The sequence below is a fragment of the Actinophytocola glycyrrhizae genome, assembly GCF_042653545.1.
In the GTDB taxonomy this organism is placed as follows: Bacteria; Actinomycetota; Actinomycetes; order Mycobacteriales; family Pseudonocardiaceae; genus Actinophytocola; species Actinophytocola glycyrrhizae.
In genome coordinates this window covers 1,357,899-1,370,864 of record NZ_JBHSIS010000002.1, presented here as the reverse complement: position 1 = coordinate 1,370,864, position 12,966 = coordinate 1,357,899, and the positions used below count along the sequence as shown (strand labels likewise).

Below are 12,966 nucleotides of genomic sequence, written 5' to 3'. Positions count from 1 at the left end.
GCCTATCCGCGACGCGCCGCTCATCAGCATGTGAGGCGTTCTCTCCGGCCGCGTGTTGCGGTGCCATGGCAGCGGTACCGGTTGGCGTTGCCGGGGCAGGGTGCCGGGCCGACGCATTGGCGGCTCTGAGGTGGGGGAGCGGCTCGCTGACGACCCGGGGAGGCGCAGGCCGCTGTGCGCTGCGGCGAGCGGTCCACGCCAGCTGACCGGGTCACGCTCGATCACCGGGAGGTCTCTGCGGTCGAGGTAGATCGCCATGGAGACGATGTCGCCGAATCTCCCCGGCCTCGGCGAGGCCCGTTCTGACGTTGACGGCTTCGTCCTGCCACCACACAGCACGTCGAAGCTGCGTTCCTCATCGGTTCCGGTCGGCGAAGGTTCGTTGAAGGACTTGCGGTGTGAGCGGTGTGGCGGTGATCCGTTCGGCGATCTCGGGCAGGGCGGCGGCGATCGCGTTGGCCACGGCGGCGGGGGAGCTGATGGTCCCGGACTCGCCGACTCCCTTCGTCCCGCCTGGTGTCACCGGGGACGGTGTCTGTTGGTGGACGATGTCGATGTCCGGCGCTTCCGCGGTGGTGGGCAGGTCGTACACGGCGGAAGGTTGACCGTCCGGTGAGTAGATGACCTGCTCGTACAGCGCCATGCCGATTCCCTGCACGACTCCTCCGCGGAGCTGCCCGTCGACGATGGCAGGGTTGACCAGGACACCGGAGTCGTTGACGACCCAGTACCCCTCGATCTCCACGGCACCGGTCCGCGGGTCGACCGCCACGGCCGCGGCGTGCGCGCCGGAGGAGTACAGGTAGGCGGGCGGGTCGTAGGTGGCCTGCTCCTCGAGGCCGGGCCGCACCCCGTCCGGGAGGTCCCAGCCGCGCCACGCGGAGGTCGCGAGGTCGGCGAGACCGACCGCGGCGCCCGGCACACCGTGGACCCGAATGGTTCCGTCCGCGATCTCCAGGTCGCCGGGCGCGACCTCGAGGCGGTGCGCGGCGATCGTGAACAGCTTGTCCCGCAAGGCGGTCGCCGCGTGGATGAGTGCCCCGCCGCCGACCGCGAGGGATCGGCTCGCTATCGAGCCGATGGGCGAGTACGGCGTCACCGCGGTGTCGCCCAGCACGACCCGGACATGGGCCAGCGGTACGCCCAGTTCGTCGGCGGCCACCTGCGCGAGCGTGGTCTCGATGCCCTGCCCCATACCGGTGAGTCCGGTGTGGACGGTGACGGAGGCGTCCGGTTCCATCCGCACGACCGCGTTCTCGAAGCCGCCCGCCAGGTAGCCCTCGGCCTTCATGGCCATGGAAGGCCCCACGCCGGTCATCTCGACGTGGCAGGAGAACCCGATGCCGCGTCTGCGCCCGTCCTCGACGTGCTCGCTCCGCACCTGGTCGCGTAGCGTGCGCAGGCATGCGGCGTAGTCACCGGAGTCGTACTCCTGTCCCATGCCCGTCCTGACCGGGAGTTCGTGTGGGTCGAGCATGTTGCGCAGCCGCAGGTCGACCGGGTCCACACGGAGCCGGCGGGCGGCCTCGTCGATGAGCCGTTCACGCGTCCAGGTGACCTCCGGCTGACCGAACCCCCGGTACGACCCGGTCGGGGTGGTCGTGGTGACCACCCCACGTATGCGCGCGCCCACCGTGTCGAACCGGTACGGGCCGGGTGACATCACCGCCGACACCACGAGTGGGCCAGGACCGGCGTTCGACGCGTGGGCTCCGAGATCACCGATGATGTCGCAGTGGAGCGCGACGAACCGGCCGTCCGCGTCCAGCGTGAGGCGTCCGCGATGGGCCGCGTCGCGTGCGTGCAGCGTGGCGGCCAGGTGGTCGCCGGGGGCCTCGCTCCAGCGGACGGGCCTGCGCAGCCGCACCGCGGCCAGGCAGATCAACACCTCATCCGGGTAGACGTGTTCCTTGGCCCCGAACCCGCCACCGACATCACACCCGAGGACACGCACCGCGTTGACCGGAAGACCCAACGCCCCAGCCACATGGTCACGCACGAAGTGCGGGGCCTGGGTCCCCGTTCGAACGGTCAGGGTCTCGCCGTCGTAGTCGGCCACCACGCCACGGGGCTCGATCGGCCGCGGCGCGACCCTCGCGAGCCGAAACGTCATCTCCACGACATGCTCGGCGACCGCCGTGGCCGCCGCCACGTCACCCAGTGGGAAGTCGGTGCCCACGTTGGTCCCCCACTCGGGGTAGAGCAGGGCGGCATCCGGTTCCATCGCCGTCTCCAGACCCACCACCGCGGGCAACGGCTCGATGTCGACGTCGAACAGGACAGCGGCGTCGTGCGCAGCCTCCGCGGTCTCGGCCACCACCACCGCGATCGGTTGTCCGACGTAGCGCACGGTGTCGTCCAGCACCGGGTAGTGGGTCGGCCGGTCAGACCCCAGACCGGCGCACGGCAGCTCCATTCCACGCGCGTCCCCGACCGTGATGACGTCCACGACGCGGGCGGCGGCCCGCACCTTCTCGACAGCGCAACCGCGTACGCGACCGTGGGGAACCTCGCTGCGAACCACCACCGCGTGTGCCGAGTCCGGCAACCGCACCCCGCCGACGAACCGCCCCCGGCCGGTGATGAGCCGGGCATCCTCCCGCCTCGGAGCCGGTGATCCGACGTGCCTGTGCTTCTCTGCTGACATCAGCCATCCACCCCATGTGGCTACGTTCCCCGGCGGCATCCACCTCTGGCACACGCCGGAGAAACAGATCCTCGGCGAACTCTCTCCCTGACGGCCGGTTCACCGGCAGACACAGCGAGTCCCGCCCGCGTAGACAATGATCGAGGGTCGGAGTACGGCGGCACAATGGATGTCGCCGAGATGAGCGAGTGCGTCGACTACTCGTCGGGACTCGGTTGCACGGCGACATCGGTGAGCCAGATGTACTGCTGTGATCAGGAAGCATGGGGCCGCAAGCCGCCGAGGACAGTGGTGATCACACCTCCCCAGTCGCCGCCCAGCCAGCGCTATCGCCCTGGTCGTGGTCGTCACCGCCAGCAGCCCTGACAGGTCAACCGCACTCAGCCAGCCACTTCGTCGTGTCGCCATCGCTCAGGCCGGGGTGGTGCCGCTACTGCGGGTGCTGACTGGCCGGCCCGCCTACGCCCGCCCCGACCCCGGGCCCGACACCGCGGCCCCGGTGCGACGGCCCCGGTCCGGATCGCACTCGGGCTGGGTGCCGTGGCGCGCCGATGGACGACGCGGTCCGCCCGTCGCCGGTCACGCCATCGGGTCGCCGGTGCTCGCGGGGGCGTCCCGCGCCATGGGGGACGGGCTCGCGCGGACCGTGTGCCAGGCCGCGCGGACGTGGCTGCACATGACCGACTCCGCCCAGTCGGCATCGCGGGCGGTGAGGGCGGCCACCAGTTCATGGTGGTGGGCGAGGCTGCGTCGCAGCGCGTCCGGTGTGTAGCGGGAGAAGGTGCGCCACACGAGCGGGAGCTGGATGACCGACGAGATCACGGTGGTGAGCCGGGTGTTGTCGGCGCCTGCCAGCACCGTCCGGTGGAAGGCGTTGTTCAGCTCGGTCAGCTTGTCCACGTCGGCGGGTCGGTCGTCCGGCGCCAGCTCGTCCATCCGGTGCGCGAGGTCGTCGAGTTCGGCGATGTCGACGGTGCCGGCGGTCGCGGCGAGCCTGCAGCCCCACGGTTCCAGGACCGAACGCAGGCCGAAGATCTCGTCGACGTCCCGGACGTTCCAGCTCTGGACCTGCACGCCGCGGTGCCGTTCGTAGCGGACCAGTCCTTCGGCGGTGAGCCTGCGCAGCGCCTCGCGCACCGGAGTGCGGCTCACGCCGGTCCACTCCGCCATCTCGCTCTCACGCAGCCACTCGCCACCGGCTCGTCGGCCGGCGAGGATCTCGTCGCGGATCAGCCGGTAGGCGTGGTCCGCGGCGTGCCCCGCGTCGGAGTCCCCAAGCACCTCGCTCATCGGCCGACTGTACCGATCGGCAGAATTGTATGCAACGATCTGACTGACCGTTGACACTTCTTCCGGTCTGCGCCTACTTTCACCAGCAACTTGCCGGAGCGGGGATCACGGTCAGCCACTGTTGTATGCAACTCAGGATAGGTGGACTATGAGCGACCCGTTGCCACTGGACGACGTCAGGGTGGTCGAGCTCGGGCAACTGCTGGCGGGTCCCTTCTGCGGTCAGCTCCTCGGCGACTTCGGCGCCGAGGTGATCAAGGTGGAGGACCCGAAGCGCGGCGACCCGATGCGGCAGTGGGGGCGCGAACGTCCCTACGGGCTGTCGTTGTGGTGGCCGGTCGTGGCCAGGAACAAGAAGTCGGTCACCGCCGACCTGCGCACCGAGCGGGGCCAGGACCTGGTGCGCGCGCTCGTCGCGCGGGCCGACGTCCTCCTCGAGAACTTCCGTCCCGGCACGCTCGAACGCTGGGGGCTCTCGCCCGAGCAGCTGTGGGAGATCAACCCCCGGCTGGTCATCACCCGGGTGAGCGGGTTCGGGCAGAGCGGACCCTACGCGAGCCGGGCGGGCTTCGGCTCCATCGGCGAGGCGATGGGCGGCATCCGGTACGTGACCGGTGACCCCGACCGGGCGCCAGCCCGCGCGGGCGTCTCGCTCGGGGACTCGCTCGCCGCGACCTTCGCCTGCCTCGGCACACTCGTCGCCCTGCACCAGCGGGGCCGTTCCGGCCGGGGCCAGATCGTGGACTCGGCCATCTACGAGGCGGTGCTCGCGCTGATGGAGTCGCTGATCCCCGAGTACCAGATCGCCGGCTACCAGCGCGAACGCACCGGTACGACACTGCCGAACGTGGCACCGAGCAACGTCTACCCGGCCGCCGACGGCGAGATGATCCTGATCGCGGCCAACCAGGACACCGTGTTCCGCAGGCTGGCACAGGCCATGGGCCGTCCGGAACTCGCCACCGACGAGCGGTACGCCACCCACGGTGCGCGGGGCGCGTCGATGGCGGAACTGGACGACCTGATCGCGACGTGGAGTGCGACCCACGAGGCCGACGACCTCCTCGCGTTGCTCGATGAGCACGGTGTGCCCGCGGGACGGATCTACACGGCGCGCGACATGCTCGGCGACCCGCACTTCGCCGCCCGCGAGGCGATCGTCCGCCTCGCCCACCCCGACCTCGGCGACTTCGCCATGCACAACGTGGTGCCGAAGCTCTCGGCGAGCCCCGGCCGTATCCGGCACCTGGGCCCCGAACTCGGGGAGCACAACGAAGAGATCTACCGAGACCTGCTCGGCCTGCCCGACGACGAGGTGGCGTCGTTGCGCTCGGCCGGTGTCATCTGAGGAGGAGACCCATGACCTACCGGCTAGGTGTGGACGTCGGAGGGACGTTCACCGACATCCTGTTGATCGACGAGGCCACCGGCACCACGTACCGCGCGAAGACCTCGTCCACACCCCAGGACCAGTCCGTCGGGGTGCTGCGCGGCATCGAGCGCGTGTGCGCCGACGCCGGGGTGCCGATGCCGGAGATCACCGAGGTGTTCCACGGCACCACGGTGGCCACCAACGCGATCCTCGAAGGGAAGGGCGCCCGGGTCGGCCTGGTCACGACCGAGGGTTTCCGGCAGGTGCTGCAGATCGCGCGGTCCTTCGTGCCGGGCGGCCTCGCGGGCTGGATCATCTGGCCGAAGCCGGAGCCGCTCGCCGCGCTGGAGGACACCGTCGAGGTCCGCGGCCGGATCGCGGCCGACGGCGGCGTGGTGACCGAGCTGGACGAGGCGGACGTGCGCGCCAAGCTCGCCACGCTGCGCACGGCGGGCATCGAGGCGCTCAGTGTCAGCCTCATCAACTCCTACGCCAACCCCGATCACGAGCGGCGCGTGGCCGAGCTGGCCGAACAGGAGCTGCCGGGCGTGCCGGTGTCGCTGTCCTCGTCCGTGCTCCCGGAACTGCGCGAGTACGAGCGCACCGTCACGACCGTCGCCAACGCCGCCGTGCAGCCGCAGGTCGCCCGGTACGTGGCGAACCTGGCGGACAAGCTCGGCGGGTCCGGCGTGGACGGACGGCTGTGCATCCTGCGCAGCGACGGCGGACTGGTCTCCGCCGAGTCCGCCGCGGACAACCCGGTGAACCTGCTGCTGTCCGGCCCGGCAGGAGGCGTCACCGGCGCGACCTGGGTTGCGGAACAGGCCGGGTACCCGGACTTCCTCACCTTCGACATGGGCGGCACCTCCACCGACGTCGCGCTCGTGCAGGGCCTGACCCCGCGCGTCGGCCGCGAGACCACCGTCGGCGACCTCACCGTGCGCGCCACGTCGGTCGACGTGCGCACGGTCGGCGCCGGGGGCGGGTCGATCGCGCACGTACCGCCGCTGACGCAGGCGCTGCGGGTCGGCCCGCAGTCCGCCGGGGCGTCACCGGGTCCGGCCGCGTACGCCGCGGGCGGCACCGAGCCGACGGTCACCGACGCCAACGTCGTGCTCGGCTACCTGCCAACCGAACTGGCTGGCGGGGAGATCGCGCTCGACCGGGACGCCGCGTGCGCCGCGGTGAAGTCGATCGCCGACGCCACCGGCCTCGACTCGGTCGAGGCCGCCGCCGCGGGCATCGTCGACATCGTCAACGAGAACATGTTCGGCGCGCTGCGGCTGGTGTCGGTCCAGCAGGGTTTCGACCCGCGCGACTTCGCGCTGGTCGCGTTCGGCGGCGCCGGTCCCCTGCACGCCAACGCACTCGGCAGGCTGACCGGCGCGTGGCCGGTGATCATCCCACCGTCGCCGGGCGTGTTGTGCGCCTACGGCGACGCGACGACCAACCTGCGGGACGAGGCCGTGCGGACACTGGTCCGCCGGTTCGCCGAACTGGACGACGCGAGCGTGAAGAGCCTGCTCACCGAGTTGGCGGGCAAGGTGGCGGGCACACTGGCCGAGCAGGGTGTTCCCGAGGAGGAGCAGCGGATCGTCTACTCCGCCGACCTGCGCTACCACGGTCAGGGGTTCGAGATCCCGGTGACCGTCGACGCCGACGGCTTCGGCGACGACGGCAAGGCTGGGCTCGACGCCCTGCGCGCCGCGTTCGACACCGAGCACGAGCGGCTGTTCTCGTTCGTGCTCGACGCCGAGCACGAGCTGGTGACCCTCCGGGCCACCGCGCACGGACCGCGCCCGCGGGTCGCGGCCGCCGCGCTGCCGGAAGGCGGTGCCGACGCGAGCGCCGCCAGGACCGCCGAGACCACCATCTGGGTCACCGGCGCCGAGGTCGAGGCCGGTGTGTACGACCGGTCGCGGCTGCTCGCGGGCAACGTGGTCGCCGGTCCCGCGATCGTCACCGAGATGGACTCGACCACTCTGGTGCTGCCCGGGCACGCGGCGACCGTGCACCCCAGCGGCAGTCTGCTGATCCGCCCGATCGAGGAGAACTGACATGGCCCGCCTCATCGAGACCGCGACCGAGCCGCTGCGTGCGGTGGACGTGGACGTGATCACCCTCGACCTCGTCGAGAACGGGCTGCGCAACGCCCGCTACGAGATGGACGAGGTGCTGTTCCGGACCGCCCTGTCCCCGGGCATCCGCGAGCAGCACGACGAGTTCCCGCTGATCGCCAACCGGGACGGCAAGATGGTAGTCGGCCAGTTCGGACTGTCCATTCCGGACTTCCTGGAGAACTTCGACCAGGACATCGAGGAGGGCGACGTGCTGCTCACGTCGGACCCGTACTCGTGCGGCGCGGCGATCAGCCACGCGAACGACTGGCTCGTGGTGATCCCCATCTTCTTCGAGGGCCGGATCGTGGGCTGGTCGGCGATGTTCGGGCACATGTCCGACGTGGGCGGCAAGACACCGGCGTCCATGCCGACCGACGCGCGCACCATCTACGAGGAGGGCGTGGTGATCCCGCCCTTCAAGCTCTACAAGAAGGGCGTGCTCGACGACGACGCGTTGCGGATCATCCTCAACCAGGTCCGCAAGCCCGACTGGAACCGGGCCGACCTCAACGGCATCGTCGCCGCCTGCCGCACCGCCGCGCGTCGCGTGCAGGAGATGTGCGCGCGGTTCGGGGCCGACACCTACAACTCGGCGCTCGACGCGTTGCTGGACCGCAACTACCGGGCGATGAAGGTCCTGCTGCAGGCGGTGTTCAAGGACGGGGAGACCATCTCGTTCACCGACTACATCTGCGACGACGGCCTCGGCTACGGCCCGTACGAGCTGAAGATGAGCCTGACCCGCACCGGTGAGAAGGTGCTGCTCGACCTGTCCGGCAGCAGCCCGCAGGCGCAGGGGCCGATCAACTACTTCATCAACGAGAACCTGATCCGGATGTTCTTCGGGATCTACATGATCACCGTCGCGGACCCGCAGATCCTCTGGAACGACGGGTTCTACCCGCTGGTGGACGTGAAGATCCCCGAGGAATCGTTCTGGAAGCCGAAGTTCCCCGCCGCGCTCAACGCCCGCAACCACGGCATCGGCCGGGTCTTCGACCTGTTCGGCGGGCTGCTCGGGCAGACCAACCCGGACCTGCTGAACGCGGCGGGGTTCTCGTCCTCGCCGCACTTCATGTACTCCGGCAACTACAGCCAGGGTGAGCGAAAGGGGGAGTGGTTCCAGCTCTACTCGATCGGGTTCGGCGGCATTCCCGGCCGCCCGCTCGGCGACGGGCCGGACGGGCACTCGCTGTGGCCGTCGTTCGTGAACATCCCGTGCGAGTACCTGGAGTCCTACTACCCGCTGCGGATCGAGCGCTGGGAGACCGTGACCGACACCGGTGGCGCGGGACTGCACCGCGGCGGCAACGGCGTCGACGTGGCCTACCGGTTCCTCGAGCCAGGCACCATCGCCATCCACGACGACCGGTGGCTGACCTACCCGTGGGGCGTCAACGGCGGCGACCCGGGCGCGCGGGGCCGCAAGTGGCTCGAACGGGCCGACGGCACCACCGAGATCCTCGGCAGCAAGGTGCACGACGTGCCGGTCAAGGCGGGCGACCTGCTGCACTTCGTGACCTGGGGTGGCGGCGGCTGGGGCGACCCGCTCCTGCGCGAGCCCGAACTGGTGGCCCTCGAGGTGCGCCGAGGGCTGGTGGGGGTCGACGGCGCGCGGCGCTACGGCGTGGTGTGCGACGAGCACGGCGTGGTCGACACGGCCGCGACCGAGGCGTTGCGCGCCGAACTGCGCGCGGGCCGGCCAGAAACGCTGCCCATCTTCAACCGCGGCCCGGAACTCGCGACGATCCTCGAACGCGCGCTCGAGGAGACCGGGCTGCCCGCGCCGCTGCCGCCGATCGCGAGCTGACACCGTGGTGGACATCGACGAGGGGTTCGACGGCCGGCTCATCCCCGGCCGTCGGCCCGCGGTGATCGCGATCGACCTGATGCGCGCCTACTTCGACGCGGACAGCCCGCTGTGCCTGCCCTCCCGCGACTGTCTTGACGCGGCGGCGCGGGTGCTCGCCGCGGCCAGGGCACACGGGGTGCCGGTGCTGCACACCCGCGTCGCGTTCGGGCCGGGCGGGGTCGACGGCGGCGTGTTCGTCCGCAAGGTGCCCGCGTTGCGGCACCTGTTCGACGGTGGCGGTCCGCTGGGTGAGCTGATGCCAGAGGTCGCCCCAGCCGCCGGTGAACTGGTGCTGGTGAAGCAGTACGCGAGCGCGTTCTTCGGCACCACGCTGGCCTCGACGCTGCTGGCGCAGGGCGTGGACACCGTGGTCCTCGTCGGCGTGAGCACGAGCGGTTGCGTCCGGGCGAGTGCGGTCGACGCGATCCAGCACGGCTTCGTGCCGCTGGTGGTGCGCGAGGCCGTCGGCGACCGCACCGAGCGGACGCAGGAGTCGAACCTGTACGACCTGCAGGCCAAGTACGCCGAGGTGGTCGACGAGGCGGACGCGGTGGCCTATCTGGGAGAGCAGGCGTGAACGGGGTCGAGATCGTCGAGATGTCGCCCCGCGACGGGCTGCAGAACGAGAAGACCGTATTGTCCACACAGGACAAGGTCGAGCTGGTCGAACGTGCGGTCCGCGCCGGGGCGAGACGGATCGAGGTGACGAGCTTCGTCAACCCGAGACGAGTGCCGCAGATGGCGGACGCGGACGAACTCATGGCCGCGCTGCCCCGGCACGACGGGGTCCGGTACGCGGGACTGGTGATGAACGCCCGCGGCCTGGAGCGCGCACTCGCGGCCGGGGTCGACGAGATCGACGTCGTGGTCGTGGCCACCGACACCTTCTGCGGCCGCAACCAGGGGATGACCACCGCGCAGGCGTGCGAGACCGCCGCCGGGCTGGTCGGTGCGGCACGTGCAGCCGGTGCGTTCACCACCGTCACGATCGGTGCGTCGTTCGGCTGCCCGTTCGAGGGCGAGGTGCCGGTGGCCAGGCTGCGGGAGGTGCTCGGCCGCGTCGTCGACGCGGGCCCGGACGAGCTGGCGCTGGCCGACACCATCGGCGTCGCGGTGCCCGCGCACGTGACCGAACGCCTCACGCTCGCCAGGGACGTGGCGGGCACGGAGCTGCCGCTGCGACTGCACCTGCACGACACCCGGCACACTGGCGTCGCGAACGCGGTCGCCGCCGTGGCCGCGGGCGTGTCCACACTGGATGCCAGCATCGGCGGCGCGGGCGGCTGCCCGTTCGCGCCCGCCGCGACCGGCAACGTCGCGACCGAGGACCTCGTGTACCTGTTCGAGCGCAGCGGTGTGCCCACCGGCCTCGACCTGGCGGAGACGGTCGCCGCCGCCGGCTGGCTGGAGGAACGGCTCGCCACCCGGCTGCCGAGCGCCCTGCTGCGCGCGGGTGGGTTCCCGCCGGAGCCGGGGCCGGGGCCGGACGCGTAGAGCGCGTGTAGACAGTGTGCGGCGACGCTCTGGGCACACCCCGAGGAGGTGCCCATGGCGAACACGTCGTCCGGCAAGGTGATCGTGGTGGCGGGGGCGGGCGCGGGCCTCGGCCGGGCCTACGCCCGCCCCGCTGTCCAACCACCGCGAGGACGCCTACGGCGGGTCGTTCGAGAACCGGATGCGTTTCATGATGGAGGCGCTGGCCGCCGTCCGCGGCGCGGCGCCCACCGGGTCCCCGTCGGGGTGCGGATCAGCCTGCACGAGTCGAACGCCTCACCCGGGCCGGTTCGGCACCCCGGAGGACGTCGGTCACCTGGCGGTGTTCCTCGCGTCCGACGAGTCCGGCTTCCTGACCGGCACCACCCAGCTCCTCGACGCCGGCGCCGCCCTCGCATGAACCGGGACACACAGGGGCATCACACCGAACGCCGCCTGGCCGAGATCACGCACAGCGTCCACTACGCTGTGCGGCGACCGGCGACGAGTACGTGTCCCCGGCAACTACCTCGCCGGTGCCACATGGCGGGCTCCACCCACGTGGCGACGCGATGCCCGCCCCCGGGGGCATCCAGTGTCCCGGCGCCGGAGGACGGTTCTCGTGCACCCCTGGGTTACGGGTTCGGTCAGCCCTGGGCAGGATGTCCGTGCCGGGACGCCTCGCTGGGCCGGTGCGAACAGGTGATCAGCGGGACGGACACGTCGGACACCGACGTCGCGTACACGAAGCGGTCCGGGCGCAGGACGACCATGCCGACGCGGTGCCTGGCGAACCACGCCGCCAGGGACTCGTCCACCAGTTCGGCGACCTCGTCGCTTCTCGTCGGGGCCGGGGACACGCGGTGGAAGGTCGCGGGCGGGCCCGCCCACGACTTGACCGTTCCGGCGGTGACGTCCGGGCCGAGGACGGCGAACCCCGGGCCGAGCAGGTCGTCCAGCGGTCTGCCCGCGATCGTCGGCTGCGGGAACATCGTGCCGAGCACGCCCTCGCCGCGGCCGCCTGCCATGAGGCCTTCGCGGTGGGCGGGGAGTGGTTTGAACTCGAAGTGGCTGATGAACCGGCGGACGCGCGGGACGCGCTGGACCGCGGTCAGCACCAGGTCACGGGCAGCCGCCGCGAACCGGTTGCGCACCAGGAAGACGTGGCCCATCCGCACGCTGGTGGCCGCCATCTCCTCGGTGTGCGGACGGCGTTCCGCCTCGTAGCTGTCGAGCAGGCCCTCGTCGGCGTCACCCGCCAGCACCAGCGCGAGTTTCCACACCAGGTTCGCCGCGTCGCGCAGGCCGCTGCACAGGCCCTGGCCGAGGAACGGCGGCATCTGGTGCGCGGCGTCGCCGAGGAGGAACACCCGGCCGGCTCGCCACCGCGCCGCGACCAGCTGGTGGAACGTGTAGCCGCTCGACCGGGTGACCGTGAACCGGTCGGGGTCCACGTAGGGTGCGACGAGCGCCGCGACGTCCATCGTGGCGGGGTCCTCGCCGTCGTGCAGCATGAACTCGAGGCGGTACGTGCCGTGCGCGCCCGGCGACACGAACGCCGGGCGGCGCCAGTCGCACACGAAGCGTGTGCGGGCCACGCGTACCGCGTCCGGCGGCACCGTGCCCGACACCGCCAGCCACTGTTCCGCGTAGGACGAGCCGGAAAGCGGTGTGCCGACCGCGCGCCGGGTCGTGCTGCGAGCGCCGTCGCAGCCCAGCACGTACCGCGCGCGGACCCTGGTCTCCGCACCGGTCTCCCGGTCGCGCAGCACGGCCGTCACGTTCGACGCGCCCTGGGACATCGCCGCCATGGTCACGCCGGTGCGCAGGGTGACGTGCGCGAACCGGTCCAGGCCCGCGCGCAGCGTCGCCTCCAGCCTCGGCTGGTCGAAGAAGTACAGCGGGCGGGCGCCGAGACCGAAGTCGATCTCGTCGAGCGCGATGCGGGCGAACACCTCGCCCTTCGCGTTCACGTACTCGGCGACCGACGGGATGTGCATGTCGGCGACGACCTCGTCACGCAGGCCCGCCTGCTGGTAGATCCGCAGGGCCTCGTCGTCGCACGAGAACGCCCTCGGCTGCCCGTGCGGTGCGGTGCTGCTCTCCACGACCAGCGTCCGCACGCCGCGTGTCCCCAGCAGGTTCGCGGTCAGCGCGCCGACCGGACCGCAGCCGACCACCAGTACTTCAACGTCTTCCGTGTGCATGCCGC

Annotated in this window: 9 protein-coding genes; 6 read left to right on the top strand and 3 right to left on the bottom strand. The window is 71.3% G+C overall.

The annotated features are described in order from the left end of the window. Window positions 1-355 precede the first annotated feature (355 nt). Window positions 356-2,647 carry a xanthine dehydrogenase family protein molybdopterin-binding subunit gene (locus ACFPCV_RS05540; protein WP_378054908.1) on the bottom strand — a complete coding sequence of 764 codons (2,292 nt, stop codon included), beginning with the start codon at window positions 2,645-2,647 and terminating at the stop codon, window positions 356-358. Window positions 2,648-3,226: 579 nt separating this feature from the next. After that, window positions 3,227-3,937: a GntR family transcriptional regulator gene (locus ACFPCV_RS05535; RefSeq protein ID WP_378054907.1), complete on the bottom strand. Its 711-nt coding sequence runs from the start codon at window positions 3,935-3,937 to the stop codon at window positions 3,227-3,229. Between the two features lie 148 nt (window positions 3,938-4,085). On the opposite strand from ACFPCV_RS05535, the gene ACFPCV_RS05530 reads away from it, so the two are divergent. The 6 genes from ACFPCV_RS05530 (at window position 4,086) to ACFPCV_RS05505 (ending at window position 11,175) form a co-directional block, all read left to right on the top strand. Beyond that, on the top strand, window positions 4,086-5,285 hold the full coding sequence (locus ACFPCV_RS05530; protein WP_378054906.1) for a CaiB/BaiF CoA transferase family protein: 1,200 nt from the start codon (window positions 4,086-4,088) through the stop codon (window positions 5,283-5,285). An 11-nt stretch (window positions 5,286-5,296) separates the two neighbouring features. Continuing rightward, window positions 5,297-7,366 (top strand): hydantoinase/oxoprolinase family protein, encoded by a 2,070-nt coding sequence (locus tag ACFPCV_RS05525; RefSeq protein ID WP_378054905.1) that lies wholly within the window; start codon window positions 5,297-5,299, stop codon window positions 7,364-7,366. A 1-nt stretch (window position 7,367) separates the two neighbouring features. After that, window positions 7,368-9,239, top strand: coding sequence for a hydantoinase B/oxoprolinase family protein (locus ACFPCV_RS05520; protein WP_378054904.1), 1,872 nt, complete (start codon window positions 7,368-7,370; stop codon window positions 9,237-9,239). A 4-nt stretch (window positions 9,240-9,243) separates the two neighbouring features. Then, complete coding sequence (locus tag ACFPCV_RS05515) at window positions 9,244-9,858, top strand: isochorismatase family protein (RefSeq protein WP_378054903.1); 615 nt, start codon at window positions 9,244-9,246, stop codon at window positions 9,856-9,858. Continuing rightward, window positions 9,855-10,775, top strand: a complete 921-nt coding sequence (locus ACFPCV_RS05510; protein ID WP_378054902.1) for a hydroxymethylglutaryl-CoA lyase — start codon at window positions 9,855-9,857, stop codon at window positions 10,773-10,775. The genes ACFPCV_RS05515 and ACFPCV_RS05510 overlap by 4 nt, the downstream gene beginning before the upstream one ends. 133 nt (window positions 10,776-10,908) lie before the next feature. After that, window positions 10,909-11,175, top strand: a complete 267-nt coding sequence (locus ACFPCV_RS05505; RefSeq protein ID WP_378055028.1) for an SDR family oxidoreductase — start codon at window positions 10,909-10,911, stop codon at window positions 11,173-11,175. A 226-nt stretch (window positions 11,176-11,401) separates the two neighbouring features. On the opposite strand, the gene ACFPCV_RS05500 is transcribed toward ACFPCV_RS05505, so the two are convergent. Next, the gene (locus tag ACFPCV_RS05500) at window positions 11,402-12,961 is read right to left on the bottom strand and encodes a bifunctional 3-(3-hydroxy-phenyl)propionate/3-hydroxycinnamic acid hydroxylase (protein WP_378054901.1); all 1,560 of its coding nucleotides are present in this window, start codon (window positions 12,959-12,961) and stop codon (window positions 11,402-11,404) included. Between the last annotated feature and the right edge of the window lie 5 nt (window positions 12,962-12,966).